The sequence below is a fragment of the Nocardia pneumoniae NBRC 100136 genome, assembly GCF_000308755.1.
Classification (GTDB): Bacteria; Actinomycetota; Actinomycetes; order Mycobacteriales; family Mycobacteriaceae; genus Nocardia; species Nocardia pneumoniae.
Genome location: NZ_BAGF01000040.1, coordinates 175,183 through 191,692, shown reverse-complemented (window position 1 = coordinate 191,692; position 16,510 = coordinate 175,183). Strand labels below are relative to the sequence as shown.

General features: G+C 68.6%; 15 protein-coding genes. 3 read left to right on the top strand and 12 right to left on the bottom strand.

Features of this window, described 5'->3' with window-relative positions; genetic code table 11:
• Window positions 1-42 precede the first annotated feature (42 nt).
• Window positions 43-930 (top strand): sigma-70 family RNA polymerase sigma factor, encoded by an 888-nt coding sequence (locus tag ON34_RS11740; protein ID WP_040778204.1) that lies wholly within the window; start codon window positions 43-45, stop codon window positions 928-930.
• On the opposite strand, the gene ON34_RS33500 is transcribed toward ON34_RS11740, so the two are convergent.
• On the bottom strand, window positions 920-1,882 hold the full coding sequence (locus ON34_RS33500) for a helix-turn-helix transcriptional regulator (RefSeq protein ID WP_051022395.1): 963 nt from the start codon (window positions 1,880-1,882) through the stop codon (window positions 920-922). The two genes, ON34_RS11740 and ON34_RS33500, sit on opposite strands and share 11 nt — an antisense overlap.
• A gap of 256 nt (window positions 1,883-2,138) precedes the next feature.
• Here ON34_RS33500 and ON34_RS11730 point away from each other — a divergent pair, with 256 nt between their 5' ends.
• A complete protein-coding gene (locus ON34_RS11730) occupies window positions 2,139-3,359 on the top strand; it encodes a PucR family transcriptional regulator (protein ID WP_040778506.1) in 1,221 nt (406 codons plus the stop codon).
• 59 nt (window positions 3,360-3,418) lie between these two features.
• Here ON34_RS11730 and ON34_RS11725 read toward each other — a convergent pair whose 3' ends face one another.
• Genes ON34_RS11725 through ON34_RS11715 form a run of 3 tightly spaced genes read right to left on the bottom strand, consistent with a single transcriptional unit; the run spans window position 3,419 to window position 7,171 of the window.
• Window positions 3,419-4,225, bottom strand: coding sequence for a crotonase/enoyl-CoA hydratase family protein (locus ON34_RS11725; RefSeq protein WP_373291913.1), 807 nt, complete (start codon window positions 4,223-4,225; stop codon window positions 3,419-3,421).
• Window positions 4,226-4,232: 7 nt separating this feature from the next.
• Window positions 4,233-6,395, bottom strand: coding sequence for an acetate--CoA ligase family protein (locus ON34_RS11720; RefSeq protein WP_040778201.1), 2,163 nt, complete (start codon window positions 6,393-6,395; stop codon window positions 4,233-4,235).
• A 2-nt stretch (window positions 6,396-6,397) separates the two neighbouring features.
• Entirely contained in the window at window positions 6,398-7,171 is a 774-nt protein-coding gene (locus ON34_RS11715; RefSeq protein WP_040778198.1) for an enoyl-CoA hydratase/isomerase family protein, read from the bottom strand.
• Window positions 7,172-7,331: 160 nt separating this feature from the next.
• Between ON34_RS11715 and ON34_RS11710 the strand changes: the two genes are divergently transcribed.
• On the top strand, window positions 7,332-8,750 hold the full coding sequence (locus tag ON34_RS11710; protein ID WP_218003870.1) for an amino acid permease: 1,419 nt from the start codon (window positions 7,332-7,334) through the stop codon (window positions 8,748-8,750).
• Here ON34_RS11710 and ON34_RS11705 read toward each other — a convergent pair.
• From ON34_RS11705 to ON34_RS11670, 8 genes are all read right to left on the bottom strand, one after another.
• Window positions 8,729-9,628 (bottom strand): MurR/RpiR family transcriptional regulator, encoded by a 900-nt coding sequence (locus ON34_RS11705; RefSeq protein WP_157172266.1) that lies wholly within the window; start codon window positions 9,626-9,628, stop codon window positions 8,729-8,731. The genes ON34_RS11710 and ON34_RS11705 overlap by 22 nt on opposite strands.
• A gap of 163 nt (window positions 9,629-9,791) precedes the next feature.
• On the bottom strand, window positions 9,792-10,787 hold the full coding sequence (locus ON34_RS11700; protein WP_083889330.1) for a DUF4185 domain-containing protein: 996 nt from the start codon (window positions 10,785-10,787) through the stop codon (window positions 9,792-9,794).
• A 203-nt stretch (window positions 10,788-10,990) separates the two neighbouring features.
• The gene (locus ON34_RS11695; protein ID WP_040778195.1) at window positions 10,991-12,397 is read right to left on the bottom strand and encodes an AMP-binding protein; all 1,407 of its coding nucleotides are present in this window, start codon (window positions 12,395-12,397) and stop codon (window positions 10,991-10,993) included.
• Entirely contained in the window at window positions 12,390-12,992 is a 603-nt protein-coding gene (locus ON34_RS11690; RefSeq protein ID WP_040778190.1) for an energy-coupling factor transporter transmembrane component T family protein, read from the bottom strand. Before ON34_RS11690 ends, ON34_RS11695 begins: the two co-directional genes overlap by 8 nt.
• Window positions 12,989-13,669 carry an energy-coupling factor ABC transporter ATP-binding protein gene (locus ON34_RS11685; protein ID WP_040778187.1) on the bottom strand — a complete coding sequence of 227 codons (681 nt, stop codon included), beginning with the start codon at window positions 13,667-13,669 and terminating at the stop codon, window positions 12,989-12,991. The genes ON34_RS11690 and ON34_RS11685 overlap by 4 nt, the downstream gene beginning before the upstream one ends.
• The gene (locus tag ON34_RS11680) at window positions 13,666-14,793 is read right to left on the bottom strand and encodes a thiolase family protein (protein ID WP_040778184.1); all 1,128 of its coding nucleotides are present in this window, start codon (window positions 14,791-14,793) and stop codon (window positions 13,666-13,668) included. Before ON34_RS11680 ends, ON34_RS11685 begins: the two co-directional genes overlap by 4 nt.
• Entirely contained in the window at window positions 14,790-15,911 is a 1,122-nt protein-coding gene (locus ON34_RS11675) for a class I adenylate-forming enzyme family protein (RefSeq protein WP_040778181.1), read from the bottom strand. The genes ON34_RS11680 and ON34_RS11675 overlap by 4 nt, the downstream gene beginning before the upstream one ends.
• A complete protein-coding gene (locus tag ON34_RS11670; RefSeq protein ID WP_174372026.1) occupies window positions 15,904-16,488 on the bottom strand; it encodes a biotin transporter BioY in 585 nt (194 codons plus the stop codon). Before ON34_RS11670 ends, ON34_RS11675 begins: the two co-directional genes overlap by 8 nt.
• Window positions 16,489-16,510: the final 22 nt, after the last annotated feature.

Genomic DNA, 16,510 nt, shown 5'->3' with positions numbered 1-16,510 from the left:
TCCGTCATCTCGATGACGGGCGGCTGAGCTGAAAGGTGACGGATGCCCACCGATGACGTGCTGACGCGGGAGTTCCAGACGCAGCGCGACCACCTGCACGCGGTCGCCTACCGGATGCTCGGCTCGCCGACCGAAGCCGACGACGCGGTGCAGGAGGCGTGGCTGCGGCTGGCCCGCCACGACGTGGCGGACGTGCGGAACCTCCCGGGCTGGCTCACCACGGTCGTGTCCCGGATCTGCCTGGACATATTGCGCGGCCGCGCGGCGCGGCGCGAAGAACCGCTCGACCACGTGGACCGGCTCGCGGACGACGACAACGAACCGGAGCGCGAAGCGGTGCTCATCGACTCGGTCGGACGCGCGCTGCTGGTGGTGCTGGACCGGCTCGGCCCCGACGAGCGAGTCGCGTTCGTCCTGCACGATCTGTTCGCGGTGCCGTTCGACCGGATCGGGCCGATCGTCGGCCGCACGACGACGACCGCCAAGAAGCTCGCCAGTCGCGCCCGGCAACGCGTGCGCGGTGACGCCGCGGCCCCGGTCGATCTCGCCGCGCAGCGGCACGTCGTCGAGGCGTTTCTCGACGCGGCGCGCGGCGGCGATCTCGACAGACTCCTGGCTGTTCTCGCGCCGGACGTGGTCCGGACCGCGGACCCGGCCGCGCTCCCGGCCGGTGTGCCGACGACGGTGCGCGGCGCGGCGGCGGTCGCCAGGGAAACCGTGCTGCTGCGCCGCCGCTCGCGGCTGGCGATGCCCGCATTGGTCGACGGCGGCGTGGGCATCCTGGTCGCGCCGCACGGCCGACTCCTGCTGGCGTTGACGGTCGTCGTGCGCGGCGACCGCGTCGCCGCCTACGAGGTGATCGCCGATCCCGCCCGGCTGCGGCAGCTGACGATCAGCCTGCTGCCCGACTCTCGCGCGATCAGCGCGTGACCATCGGCCTGCGCTCGCCGCTGGGTTCGGCCAGTTCCGCCAGCCTGCGTCGCCGGAAATCCCGTGGCGTCTCACCGAAGCGCGCCTTGAACGCCGAGGAGAACCACGCGGGCGTGAAACCGGCGCGGACCGCCAGTTCCTGGATGGGCACTTCCTCGCGCGCCGGATCCTCCAGCAAATCGCGTGCGGCCCGCAGTGCCTCGTCCCGCCGCACGTCGCGGTAGGTGGTGCCGATTTGCTGCAGCACCGACCGCAGCTGCCGGGGCGACCAGCCCAGTGCGTGCGCGACGGCGGGCAGCCGCACGTCACCTCGCCCGACGTTGGCGCGCACGTACTGCCTGATCTGCGCGGCGATCTGGGCGTGATGGGCCCGCTGCGGATTGGTGTCCCCGACCGAGATCAGGCACAGCAGCTCGGCGATGCGATCGCAGACCGCGTTGAACTCGCGATCGGACAGGTTCTCCTGTTCGGTGTGGGTGCTGCGGATCATGGCCTGCGCGACGCGGCCGAGGCCGGAGTTCAGGTCGATCGTCATGCTCCGCCCAATGGTTCCCGCGCGATGATCCAGTTCCGCGCGCGGAACCTGAAACGCGTACGCGGACAACAGCGGAATGTGGAGTTGACACAGGTCGTCCAGCGCGGTCACCGTGGCTTGACCGGAATGCGCCCGCGTCTCCACATCGCGGTACCGAACCGAGTACACGCCCCGTTCGGGAACGACGACCCAGTAGAAGTCGTCGCACGGCTGATGGCGGATGTTCGTCCGCGTGCGGTAGGACGTGCTGGTTCCCCGCTGCTCCCAGCGTAACAACCGGTAGACCGCCGATTCCTGAACCGTCAGGCCCGAATACCACCGTTCTGGATCGCCGTACTGATAGTCCATCGGGACAAAGCTGTTGGCGATCGTGGTCCACGACTTGGAATCGCTCGCGGTCACGCCATAGCACTTCATGGTGACAACCTATCGCCGTCGGTTCACCGATGCCCTATTATCCATCCCCACAATAGATCACAATACGGTTTGCTCGCCTCTCACAGGCGCTCGTCGCATCGACGACCAGCAGTGCGCCGACCCGCTGTGACCGTTCACAGCGACGCGTCGGCCGGTCTCCCGTGCTCTCACAGAACCCGCGGATCCAGTCCGCGAAGGAGATCGACCAATTAGTGTGAATGCGCTGTACACCAAGGTGGACGGAAGGGAGTCGCCAATGTCCGTCGACAGTTCGGCCCGGCCGAGTCTTACTCTGTCGGGGAAGCCGATGTCGTCCCCTTTGAAAGACGTCCGCGGGCTATCGCGTCAGATGGTCGGTCACTTCGTCGAGAACGTCATCCCGTGCGGCACTCTGCCGGGCGACGCCATCTCCGGCGACGTCACCACCATCACCCGGGTCTGCCTGGAGTTGGCGGTGAGCATGCTGGACGGGCAGGGCCTCCCGGAGAAGCTCCAGCGGCTCGGGGACGCCGCGGCCGGGTGGGCGCGCGAGGGCGTGCCGATCGACACCATCCACCACTCGATCCACGAGGGCTTCAAGATGGGTCTCGATCTGGTGGTGTCCAACGCGTCCATCAAGGACTACGACAACCTCGTCGACGGCGCGAAAATGGTCGTCGAGATGCTCGACATGATCAACTCGGCGGTCTCCATGGCCTACGTCCGCGAGCTGCGGGCAGTCGTCAGCGAGCACCACACAGCGGTGCACACCCTGACCTCGGCGTTGCTGGGCGGGCACAGCACCTCCACCATGGCGCGCGAATGCGGCATCGCCATCGCGTCCTCGTATGCCGTGCTGGCCGTGGCGATTCCGCCGCACCGCGAGGAACGCAACCCCATGGTGGACGGCAAGGTGGTGGCGCGCAGGAAACTGCGCCGGGTCCAGGCCGAGCTGGCCACCCGGTGCGGGGAGGTCGCGCTCTCGCTGCTGAGCGTGGACGGCGGCACCGTGCTGATCCCGACCGGACACCTCGCCAACGAGGAGCTGGACGCGCTGGTCACCCAGCTCTCGCACGCCGCGCAGGTGGGGATCACCGCGACCATGGTCGAGGCCACCCCGGCGCAGATCCCCACCGCCGCCGACCAGGCGCACGAACTGCTCGACATGGTGCAGCGGTTGCAGGCGGTGGCCGGGCTCTACCGCTTCGACGAGCTGGCGCTGGAATACCAGCTGACCCGGCCGGGGCCCGGCCGCGAATATCTTGGCTCCCTGCTGGATCCGCTGGACGCGCACCCCGAACTGCTGGAGACGCTGCAACGGCACATCGCCAACAACCTCAACCGGCAGCGCACCGCCCGCGTGCTGCACGTGCACACCAACACCGTGGACTACCGGCTCAAGCGAATCGGGCAGCTCACCGGTTTCGATCCGACACAACCGTCGGGCCTGTGGTATCTGCGCTCGGCCTTGGTCGCCCGCACATACCGCACCACCTGATCCGGAGGCCGCGCGTTGGTGCAGACGGAGACATCCCCGCCGCCGCGCTGCCCAGGGGTTCAGCGATCGCGGTAATCGGCTCGTTCCGTGGCAGAGCTGGGTGTGCGGCGGGCGAGTACCGCTGCCAGGGCCTCGTGGTGGTCCAGGGTGTGGTGCGCGGCGGCCTGCATCGCCGCCGCCAGCTCGAGCTGGCTCTCCAGGCTCTGGTGCTGCCCCTCGCGCAGCAGCCGCTTGGTCATGCGCAGCACGTGCGGCGGATTGGCACAGATCCGAGCGGCCAGCCGATGTGCGGCGTCGAGCAGGTCGCCGGGCTCGACGACTTGCGAGACCAGACCCCATTCCAGAGCGGTGGCCGCATCGATCGCCTCCCCGGTGAACGCCATCTCACACGCTCGCGCCATTCCTATGGCGCGCGGCAGCAGCCAACTCCCACCGTCGCCGGCGACGAGACCGACCTTGACGAAGCTCTCGGCGAACAGCGCGCTGCTGGACGCGATGCGCAGATCGCACAGCAACGCCAGGTCGCAGCCCGCACCGACAGCCGGGCCGTTCACCGCGGCGATGGTGGGCACCTCACAGTGATACAGCGCCTTCGGAATGCGCTGAATACCATGCCGATAACCTTGTCGCAGCTGTGCCGGATCTCCCCCGAACATCCCCGATCGATCGCGCATCTGCTTGATGTTGCCGCCGGCGGAGAACGCGGAACCGGCGCCGGTGAGGATCGCCACCCGGACGCTGTGATCACGATTGGCCGCCGTCACCGCCGCCTCGAGGGCGGCGATCGTGTCCTCCTCCGATATCGGATTGCGGGCCGCGGGATCGTTCAGCGTCCAGGTCACCACGTCGCCGACGCGACCGATCATCAGGGGTTCATCCACAATGGTCTCCAGAAGGACTGTCGGACAGGACTATTCGAACATCGACCGGGACGATGTGCGATCCGGTCGCGATGACCGGGTTGAGATCGAGTTCTACTATCTCCGGGTGCGCCGCGACGAAGTCACCCAGGCGGACCAGGAATCGGGAGAGCTCGTGCCGATCCACCGCGGGCAGGGTGCGGTAGCCGTCGAGCAAACGCGCCGCGACCGTTTCACCGATCATTTCCCCGGCCTCCCGCTCGGTGCACGGGGCAGCGCGGAACGTGACGTCGCGCAGCGCCTCGACCAGCACCCCTCCAGTGCCGAAGGCGACCACGGGGCCGAAGATGGGGTCGCGGGTGGCGCCGACGAGCAACTCGATTCCCGGCTCGGCCATGGGCGCAACGACCAGGCCGTCGATCCGGGCGCCGGGCACCGCGCCGGTGACCGAGTCGATGATCGCGCGAGCCGCGTCGGCGGCATCGGCAGCCGCCACGTCCAGTCGCACACCCCCGACGTCCGACTTGTGCACCACCTGCGGCGACACCACTTTGAGAGCGCAGGGACGCCCGTAGCCGGCGACGGCGGCGGCAACCTCGTCGACGGTCCGCGCGAAGGTCCATGCGCCGGTATCGATCCCGGCATCGGCGAGCACGCGGCGAGCCGCCGGCTCCCCGAGCAGTCCGGTGCCCTCGATCCCGGGCGCCGGCGGCGGAAGCCGCAGCAGCGCGTCGCGGTCGGCGCCGGACACCACGCGCCCGCGGCGGTCCAGCGCCGCCACCGCCCGCACAGCGTGGTCGATCGACGCGAGCACGGGCACTCCGCCCGCTCGCAGCCGATCGTGGTTGGCGATGTCCGCACCGGCGTAACAGCTTTGGATCAGTAGTGGAAGGCTGTGCTCGGCGGTGAGGCCGAGCAACCGTTCGGCGGTAGCGTCCTCGCGTTCACGCAGGCCGGGATCGAACCGGAGGTGGTAGCCGCCATACAAACCGATGATCAACACCAGGCCGACTTCTGGATCGCGCATGAGCACCTCGGCGGCCGCGGCGAACACCCCGGGATCCGCATCGGTGGCACCTGCCACATCGACCGGATTGCCCACTGCCGCAGCATCACCCAGCAGAACCCGGAGCTCCCGCTGGGTCCGCGCCGCGAGCCTCGCCAGCTCGACGCCGCGGGCAGCCAGCGCGTCGGCGGCCAGCGTGGCGTGGCCGCCGCCATCACTGAGGATCGCGACCTTGCGACCGGACTCGATCGGCCGACAGGTGGCCAGCGCACCGGCGACGACGGCGAGTTCGTCGGACCGATCGACCAATTCGACGCCGGCTTGCCGCAGCACGGCGGTCGCGACCGCGTCCGAACCCGCGATCGACCCGGTGTGTGAGTGCGCGGTCCGGCGGCCCACCTCGGAACGTCCGCCCCGCAGCACGACGATCGGTGTGTCCGGCACCACCGCCGCGGCGGCGGTGAGGAATGCCCGGCCGTCGACGAATCCCTCGCAATGGATCGCCACGACGCCGGTTTCCGGCTGACGGGCCAGTTCGGTGAGACACTCGTCGTACCGGACGTCGGCTTGGTTGCCCAGCCCGACGTAGGCATGGAAACCCGGGCCCTTTGTCACGTCATTGTCGTTGACCAGCGACAGCAGCATGTTCCCGCTTTGGGTTATCACACTGATCGGCCCCTTCGGAACAGCCTGCAGACCAACGAGATTCGCGCCCGAAGAGACGTTCAGCATTCCCGACGTGTTGGGCCCGACCACCCGGATGCCGGTCTCGGCGATGGCGGCCGCCAACGCTTCGTCGAGGTCCGCGCCGGTCGACCCGACCTCGGCGAATCCGTTCGCGAGCACCACGGCGGCGGCGACGCCGACCGCGGCGCACTCCCGCAAGGCCGCGGGAACCGCGGCGCCGGGCAACGCGATCAGCGCGACATCGATACCGTAGGGAAGCCGGCTGATCGACGGATATACCTCGTAGCCGAGCAGCTGCCCGCCTTTGGGGTTGACCGGGTAGACGGGATAGGAGAAACCGGATTCGCGCAGCGACCGGATGGCTTGATATCCGCGCTTGGTGACAGCGGAGGAAGCGCCGACGACGGCGATCGACCGCGGATCCAGCAACCGTTGCAAGGAGCTGCGGTGGCCGATGTCGGTGCGCTCGTCCAGAGTGGTCATGCCTATTTCCCTTCGAACACGGGAGTACGGCGTTCGGCGAAGGCCGCCACGCCCTCGGCCCAGTCCCTGGTCGCCATCAGTTCCAGAATCTGCCGGGGCTCGGTTTCCAGCGCGATCTCGAGCGAATCGTCGCGCCGCAGGGCGGCCTTCATCCGCGCCAGCGACAGCGGCGCCTTGCCGGCCAGCGATCCGGCAAGGCCGTGGGCCGTCTCGAGCAGAACGTCGCCCGCGACGGCGGCGTAGGCCAGGCCCCACTCGTGAGCCTGCCTGCCGGTGCAGCGCTCGCCCAGGATGAGCAGATCGGTGGCCCGGCGCAGGCCGATCAGCCGGGGCAACCGGTGGGTGACTCCGCCGCCGACGAATGTTCCGATGCTCACCTCTGGAAAGCCGAGTTGCGCGTCCTCGGCCATGACGAGAAAGTCGGCGCTCACCGCTATCTCCGCGCCGGCGCCGAGCGCGTAGCCCGCGACCGCGGCGACCACCGGGGTGGCCATCGTCTGAATCTGCTCGCATGCGCGCTGGGCGAGCTCGAGGTAGTGCGCCTGTTCCGCCGGCGTCCGCGAGGCGGAGTGGTGCGCCTTCAGATCGGCGCCCACGCAGAAGGCTCGGCCGGAGCCGTGCAGAACCACGCAACGCACCGCCGGATCGGACTCGGCGACGACCAGATGACCGATCAACGCTTCGTACAGCTCTTCGGTCACCGCGTTCAGCCGCTCCGGGCGGTTCAGCGTCAGCGTTGCGGTGGCACCGGATCTGTTCACCAACACCGTGGACATGGGCTCACTCCCTCGTGCTGTGGGTCGACACCGACACTATGCCACACAAATTGCATTCTCCATCAAATATGCAAATCTGCTTGCATTCGGCGGGGGCAGCGGTGTTCCATAACTGAGCATCAGTTACCCGGGTCACAGCCCACGGTCTTTGGGAGGCATCGTGCCCACCGCAAATCTGAAGCACACCATCAACACTCGTCAGCTGACGATGATCGGCATCGGCGGCGTCATCGGGGCAGGCTTGTTCGTCGGCAGCGGCAAAGCGATCGCGGCCGCGGGCCCAGGCATCGTCCTGGCCTATCTCCTCACCGGACTCGTGGTGATCCTGGTGATGCGCATGCTCGCCGAACTGGCGACCGCGAGTCCCGAGACCGGCTCGTTCTCGAGTTACGCGTCACGGGAACTCGGCCCGTGGGCGGGCTTGTCGGTCGGCTGGGTCTACACCTATCACTGGTGCGTGACCGTCGCTTTCGAGGCCATCGCCGGCGGAGCGATCGCCAATCAGTTGTTTCCGGCGCTGCCGACGTGGGCGTTCGCCCTCCTCTTCATGAGCGCCCTGACCGGAGTGAACCTCGCCGCGGTGAGTTCGTTCGCGCGTTTCGAGTTCTGGTTCGCCCTGATCAAGGTCGCGGCGATCGTGGTCTTCATCGGTATCGGCATCGCGGCGATCTGTGGCGCGTTTCCGCACTACAACGCTCCGGGAACGACGAACCTGCTCGGCCGGGGCGGCTTGTTCCCGCACGGATTCACCCCGGTGCTGGCCGCATCGCTGACGGTCTTCTTCTCCTATTTCGGCACCGAACTGGTCACCATCGCCGCGGGCGAGGCCGCCGATCCGGTGCACGCGGTGCGCCGGAGCATGCGTAGCGTCGCCGGTCGCATCCTGGTCTTCTATGTCGGTTCGGTCCTGGTGATCGTCACACTGCTGCCGTGGAACAGCGCGAAGATCACCGAAAGTCCGTACACCGCGGTGCTGGATTCGCTGGGTATTCCGAGCGCGGGAACCATCATGAACGTGGTCGTGCTCACCGCGGTGTTGTCGTGCCTGAACTCAGGGCTGTACTCCTCGTCACGAATGCTGTTCTCGCTGGCACAACGCGGTGAGGGACCACGACTGCTTGGGCGCACCACCCGATCCGGCGTTCCGGCGGCCGGCGTGCTCGCGGCCGCGAGCGTTGGATTCCTGGCGGTGATCGCGAACTATTTCCTCCCCACCGGCGCGGTCTTCAGCTTCTTGCTCAGCTCCTCGGGAGCCGTCGCGGTGGTCGTCTACCTGTGCATCTGCGCGACCCAAATCGCCGGCCGGCGTCACCGCACCCCCGCGCAGGCCGCGGCGCTTCCGGTGCGGATGTGGGGCGCGCCGTATCTGTCGTACCTCGTCGTGCTCGCGCTGCTGGCGATCGTGGTGGGGATGGCGTTCGGATCCAGCACCCGGACTCCGCTCGCGCTGACTTTCGTAGTGACGACTGTCGCGGTGGCCGCCGGCTTGCTGCACCAACGCCGTGCCGTCCGGATCGCAGCGGCGCCCGCGCCGAAACTGTCGACGACAGGACGTACTCAGACCGTATCGGCCGAGTAGACGCCGAACTCGCCCAGCAACTTCTCCTCGTCGAGCAGCGTCTCGCGGACCTCGTGACCGAGGACGTGCGCCACCGCGCCTGCCATCGCTTGGACTACCGAGGTGAAGGCGGTCATCGAGCGCAGCACACTCGCGCTGGACGCCTCGATATACACAGTGTGCTGCGCTGATGCCGCCAGTGGCGATACGGCGGTGTCGGTCAAGGCCACGACGTGCGCGCCGCGCCGGCGGGCCCACTGCGCCGCGCGGACCGTGTCGAGGCTGTAGCGGTGGATCGACATGGCCACGAAGCAGTCCCCGGCTCGGACGCGGCGCAGTTCGTCGGTCAACGTGCCCCTTGTGCCGGTGACGGTTGCCACGTCCTCTCGCAGCAGACCCAGGAGGTAGCCCAGCAGATAGGCCGGTGCGTGGCACTTCCGCAACCCCATCACGTGCACCCGGGGCGCCCGCGCCAGCCGGTCGATCACGGCCTCCCAGGTGGCCTCCTCGATGGCGGCGAAGGTGCGCGCGATGTTCGCTTGATCCAGCACCACCGTGTTATCGATCAGGCCGGCCCCCTGGGCCACCAAGTGTTCCAGGTTGTCGAATCGGCGCAGCAGCTGCGCCTGTTCCCGCAACCGCTCCTGGCACAACCGGGTCAGGCCCGGATATCCCTTGAGGCCGAGACCGTTTGCGAACCGCACCACCGTCGCCTCGTTGACCCCCACCGCACCCGCCAACTCGGACACGGTCATGAACGCCACCGCCTCCGGGTCCGACAGCACCCGCTCGGCCAGCTTCTTGTGCGACACCGACAGCGAACCCCACCGGGCGTGGATCTCCGTCACCAGCTCGCCGAACGTCGTGGGACCCGCCATCGACTCCACATTCGCGCCCACCGAGCCTCCTTCAGCGTCCACCACCAGCCATCGTTTTCCAATCTAACCGACCGAGCTGCGGCACCCGCCCTGGCCGAATCACCGCAATCGCCTCGCGACTTTTTGGACAATCGTCCAATCAGCACATCGGCAATTAGGGCATTCGTCGCCGGCTCGGATGAAGCTAGGTGATCGGGACCGCCGCACGGATGCCGAAGATCCGGAACTGCATGGCGCGATAGGGCATACCGGATTCCGCCCACTCGCTCACGATCATGCCGAACGCACCGTCGAACCTGCTGTCGGGGTGGACATAACAGCCGTACAGGCGGGGCACGATGTCCGGGCCCCCCGGTGCCCAGAACGAGCCTTTCACGGGCCGGTACGTTCGCGCCGTCCACCAATTGTCGGTGATCCTTCCGGCGACTTTGACGAATGCTCCATAGGCTCCGGCGTCGAAACCGGACATCACCCAGTTCCCCTGGATCCGGCGTAGCCCGATCTCTCCGAGCCGGGTGCCGTCGGGAAGGATGCCGTATCGCGGGTCGCCACCCGGATTCCGGCCCCATCCCCAGTTCTGGCCGTTCCAGCCCCATCCCTCCCAGGCCGCCGGGTCGGTGAGCGCGGCGTGATTCTCGCGCACCCGCCACAGCAGCATGTTCTTGTTGCGCGCGAGCCCTCCGGTGGAGATGACGTAGACATAGCCGTCGCCACCGCGCTCCCAGGAGATCATGGTGCGCTTGCCGCCGTACGCGCTGGTCGACCAGCGAACCCCGGTGTCGGTCCAGCTCTCGCCGTTGTCGTCGGAATACCGGATCTCGCACCATCGCTCGTTGGCGAGCCCCTGGGTGACCATCACCCACAAATAGATTCGGCCGCCTATGGTGATCGCGTCGCAGGGCAGGATTGTGGAGTACTCCGGATTGTCGTGGACGTAATCCCACAGCTGGCGAGCGCCGCGCGCGGCCGACTGGAACTCGATCGGTCTGGACATATCGTGCGTATTGCTGCGTAGCAGCATGGGCGAACGCCAGTTCGGTCCGCCAACTCTCGGTTCGGTGCCGGAAAACGTGTCACCGGGGAGGAACCCGATGTCACCGCTGGGCATCCGAAACGGGATGAACAGATCGGAACCGCCGATGTCGGCCATCGGGAGCGGATTCAGATTCTTGATCTTCATAGCCGGATCCTGTCGATTCTCGGTGCGTCGCTTCCCAGATCGGCTCGTAGGGCAGCACGATGGCGTGCCTACCCAACCAGTATCAGAGGTCGGTAACCGCGGCGTTGCCCGTTCGGGCGAATCTCCGTGCGCCTCGCCGAGAACACGCCGTGCCTCGGGCACGACGAAGAACCGGTCCCGCGATGGCGTTGTCGCGCCGGGCGTCAGCGGTCAGTGCCGACAGCCCCGCCGTCGCGGTGCGCGGCGAGCGTCACGGCCAGTGCCCGTCGATCGAGCTTGCCCCGCGGCGTGCGCGGCAGGCTGTCCACGGTCAGGATCCGCACCGGCATGCTGGGACTCGGTAGCGTCGCACGCAGACGCCGCCGGATCTCGTGGGTGCTCGGTGCGGCGCCGTCCACGACGATCGCGGCCGCGGGCGCCTGTCCCATGCGTTCGTCCGGCACGCCGACGCAGGCGGCTTCCGCGATGCCGGGTATCGCGGTGAGCGCCGCTTCGACCGCGGCGGGTTCCACATTGAGTCCGGCTCGGATCAGCATCTCGGAGTCCCGGCCGAACAGGTACAGCCGGTTGCCGGTCACCCGGCCCCGGTCGCCCACCGTCATCCACCCGTCTACAGGGCCATCGACCACGCCGTCCGCGGTGAGGTACCCGGTGAACAGCATGTCGCTGCGCACGTATACCAGGCCGTCGCGGATCCGCGCCTCGACACCGTCGAACAGTTCTCCCGCCGAGTTCTCGTCCGTGGCCCCGAGTCCTCGGTCGAACGACACGAAACTCAGTTCGGAGGCACCGTAGAAGTGCACGAGCGAGGCGTTCGGCAAGACCTCCCGCAACGCTCGGCGTCCCGTGCGCGGCCAGCGGGCCGCCGAGGACAGCACCTCCCGGACGCTCTCGATCGGGCCGATGCCCGCCCGCACCACGTCCCACGCGATCGTCGGCACCGAATACAGGTGTGTCGCACCGTTGTTCAGCGACTGGACGACCGGCCGCAGATCGACCGTCGCGCCCCGGGTCAGCGCATGCAACGCGCCGTACAGGAAATGCGTGTGGTCGAGGACGCCGGGCACCGACACGCGATCGTCGGCGCCGATGTCGAACGTGCGGTCGGAGCGATCCAACGTGGTCGCCCACGATCGCTGGTCGCGCACGAAGAGTCTCGGCTCGCCGGTGGTGCCGGACGTAATGCCCACCAGCAGTTCGCCATCCGGCTGCGCACCACCCACCACGCCGTCGGATTCCAGCTGCGCCGCGGTCGGTACGTTCCCCTCGAATCCCAGCCGTCGCAGCCTCCGATGCTGATGCGGCGCGGCCACGACCGCTGCGGGCTCCGCGAGTTCCAGCACTCTGCTCAGCTGGGCGGGCAGTAGATGGCGATGCAGCAGGACCACACTCACGCCCGCGTGCATCGCCGCCGTCACCACGACCAGCGATTCGATATCGGACGTGGGCAGCACGGCGATTCGGCGCATACCGTCGATCCCCGCGGCGGTGCGGACGACCCGGGACCAGAAGTCCCGGTAATCGATGCGCTCCCGCCGGTCGATCACCGCGAACGCGTGCGGGTTCTGGACGGCCTGCCGGGCGATCCGCGCGGCCAGCAGGTCAGGCATCGTCCACTCCCCTCGCCGCGAGGGCGTCGCCCATCGCGTCGGCGGTGCGCAGTGCCCGCACCAGCGTCGGCGTGACCAGCGCCGTCATCGACCATTGCAGTCCACGGGCCCGCCGCGCCTCGGCGACGTCGTGCACGATTCCGGCCAGCAGCGGGACGCACCGGATGGCCAGAGCCAGCAGCAGACCGATGCGCTCGGGATCGACGCCGAGCCTGCGCAGCGGCCCCAGCCCTCGGGTGACGGCGTCGAGCAGGTCCTTCACCCGAGTGGTGAGCGTGACCAGCGCCGCGAGCGCCACCGAGATCACCAGGACACCGCACACCACGACGGCTCGCGCCGGGGACGTGATCAGCACCTGGAACACCGCGATCAGCGCCACCATCCACACCAGCGGACGCAACTGCGCCAAGACAATTCGCCACGGAATCCTGGCCAGCGCGAACAGCCCCGCGACGACGACGGCGGCGATCAGGACCTGAAGCGGGCTGCGCACGAACACCGACGCCGCCACAATCGCAACGAGCAGCAGGACCAGCTTCGGCCCGGCGGGCATCCGGTGCAGCGGCGAATCGCCCGGACGGTAGACGCCGATCATGCGACCGAGGCCCGATATGCCGGGACGGCGTCGGCGGGAGCGCCGTCGAACGCCACCGCACCGTCATCGATGACGATCACGCGATCGAAGTCCTCCAGCAGCGACAGCTGATGCGTCACCACGATCACCTGCTGATCCACGGCGTCGAGCGCCTCGGCGATCAGCCTGGTGTTGCGCAGATCCAGCAGCGTGGTGGGCTCGTCGGCGACGATCACCTCCGGCCTGCGGATGAGGACGGCGCCGATGGCGAGCAACTGCTTCTGACCGCCGGACAGCAGATGCGCGGGATGATCGGCGTGGTCGGCGAGCCCGAACCGCTCCAGGATCTCCCGGACCCGCGCCGCGACCTCCTGTTTGCTCAGGCCCGTTCGCCGCAGTGAGAAAGCGAGATCCTCCGCGACCGTGGGCATCACGATCTGCGTATCGGGGTCGGTGAACACGAATCCGACCTTCCGCCGCACCTGCGCGCCTTTGCGGGCGGCGTCCACGCCGTCCACCGTGACGGTGCCCGAGGTCGGCGTCAGCAAACCGTTGATCATGCGCGCCAAGGTGGACTTGCCGGAACCGTTGGCGCCGATGATGCCGACGCGACGCTCGCTGATGCCCAAATCGATGTCGCGCAGCACCTTTCGGTCACCGAAGCGGTGACAGACCGAGTCGAACACGATGTCACTCACGACGCACGCTCCACAAGCATGGCGATGCCCTGCCCGCCTCCGATCGCGCAGGCCGCGAGCCCCAGCGCGGGGCCGTCCGCTCGCAGCATCTGACTCGCCAACCGCACCAGCAAGATGGCTCCGGACGCGCCCCAAGGATGCCCCATCGCGATCGCGCCGCCTTGCGGGCAGATCTTGGCTTCGTCCAGGCCCAGTTCGTCCGCCACCGCCAGCACCACCGACGCGAACGCTTCGGTGATCTCGACGACGCCGAGATCGGACACATTGAAACCGGTGCGGCGCAGTAGTTTCCGGATCGCGGGCACCGGACCGAGTCCGGGCAGCGCTGGATCGGAGCCGGCGACCGCGCAACCGAGGATCCGCAACGCGGGCAGCCCCGCGGCCACTGCCTCGCTGGTGACCGCCATCGCCGCGGCGCCGTCGGAGATTCCGCACGAATTGCCCGCGGTGGCCGTTCCGTCGGCGCTGAAACTGGGGCGCAGCCGCGCGAGCCGGGTCTCGGTCATGCCCGCGCGGATGCGCTCGTCCCGGTGCACGGCACCGATCGGCACGATCTCCGCGGAGAAATCGGCGGCCGCGGCGAGGGTGTGCGAGCGCGCCGCATACGCGTCCTGCCGGGCGCGGCTGATGCCGTGCGCGCGGGCGAGATCATCGGCGGCCACCCCCATATCGGGATCGGGAAAACCTTGTGGCGCGAAGGGAGCGCGGGTGTATCGCACGGGGTCGGCGTCCGCGGTCGGAGGCCAGAAGCGCCACGGCGCCGTGCTCGCCGATTCGACGCCCCCGGCCAGGATGAGGTCGTCCGCGCCACTTCGCACGCGCGACGCCGCCTGCATGACCGCGTCGAGGCCGGAGCCGCACTGCCGGTCGACGGTCACGCCGGGAACGTGCACGCCAAGCCCCGCCCGCAATGCGGCCACCCGGGCTGGATCGCCGCCCGGTCCGAGGCAGTTTCCGAGGACGACGTCGTCCACCTCGCCGTCGATCCCCGCGCCGCGCAGCGTCGCGAGCACCTCGCGCAGTACAGGGGCGGCCAGATCGGTGGTGGTCAGATCGGCGAATCCGTGCCCGGCGTTGCCGATCGGCGTGCGACGCGGCGCCACCAGAACGGGGACAGGGGTCATGTCAGCAAGTCTTTCAGCTGCCCCCTGGCGACTTTTCCGGCGGCAGTCCTCGGCAGCGCAGGAAGCGGCACCCACCGGCGCGGCATCGCCTCTTTGGTCAGTGCCCGCCGCGCCCGCGCCCGGATTTCGTCGAGTTCGACCAGGCCGTTCAGTTGCACCGCTGCCGTGACGGTTTCCCCGAAAACGGCATGGGGCGATCCGATCACGGCCGCGGCGGCGATGCCATCGAGTGTCTCCAGCACGCGCTCGACATCCTCGGCCACCACCGTGGTGCCGCCCACATTGATCGCGCAGTCGCCCCTGCCGCGCACCGTCAGCGTGCGGTCGTCGCCGAGTTCTGCGAGGTCACCGATCCCGAACCAGTCGGGCGCGCCGAGCACGGTGTAGGGGGATCGGACGTAGAGCAGTCCGTCGCGGATCTCGGCGTCCACGCCATCGAGCAGCCGCATCGGCTCGGGAACGCGCCGCGCCGCCACCAGGGAGACTTCCGAAGACCCGTAGTACTCGACGACCTCGATGTGGTGGGCAGCGGCCAGCGCACCGTCGTCCACCGCGATGCCCGCGACGATCGCGGTACGCAGGCGCGGGCAGGTCCGGGCCATCTCCCGCAGCACCGAGGGAACGGCATGCGCGACGGTGGCCCGCGACGGGTCATCGGTGACGCAGGCGCCGCGCCACAGCGCGTGCAACGCGCCGAACAGATGCATGGTCGCGTACAACGGGCCGGTGATCAGTACCCGGTCGGTCGGCGCCACGCCGGTGATCGCGGTGAACGCCGGGAAGCTGTCGTACCAGGAGGCGGCCGTCCGGGCGAGCGGACGCGGACGGCCGGTCGACCCGGACGTCGCCACCAGGAGAAACGCCGAAGGCGGGATGCTCGGCCGGTGCGGACGGGCGTCGGGATTCTCGACCAGTACCGGGATGCCGCGCCGGGCCGCGGCGCAGACGCAGATCAACGCGTCCGGAACCGAGAGGGTCGACGCGTCATAGATGGTCGCGTCACCCTGCTGAGCGATCCACTGCTCGATCGCCTGGTCGAGGTCGCGATAGGTGTGGGCGCGGCCGTCGAAGTCGAGGGCAGGCTGATCGTCCGCGCCGCCGAGTTCGGGACTAAGCATGGATCAGACCGGGATACGCACGGTGGACACCCTTGGCCACCGCCGTCGCGACGACTACTTTCGCCAGGTCGCCGGGAATGAACGCGGCGTTGGTGGAAATCGCGGCTCCGATTCCCAGATCGGTGCGCACCAGCAGACCCGCGACGCCGCAGACGTAGATGACCAGCATCCCTCCGGCGGCGTTGCTCAGCAGGCCGAGCACGAGCGGGTATTTCGGGAGGATCCGGGCGGTGAGCAGCCCGATGACCAGTGCCGCGGGAATCCAGCCGAGCAAGTATCCGGCGCTGGGCCCGGCCAGCGCGGTCAAACCGGTTCGGCCGCCCGACAGCAGCGGCAGGCCGATCATCGTGAGCGCGAGGAAGACCAGCACCGCGGCCGTGCCCTTGCGCGCCCCGAGCACCGCTCCGGCCAGGATGACACCCAGCGTCTGCACGGTGATCGGCACGCCGCTGAACCCGACCGTGATGGCCCCGGGCAGACCGAGCGCGGCGATCAGCGCCGCGAACACCGCGATCTGCGCCATATCGCGCGCCGACATACCGATCCTCGGCTCCCGAGAGTTCTCGACACCCTCCACGACAACCCTCCGCTCAAACTTG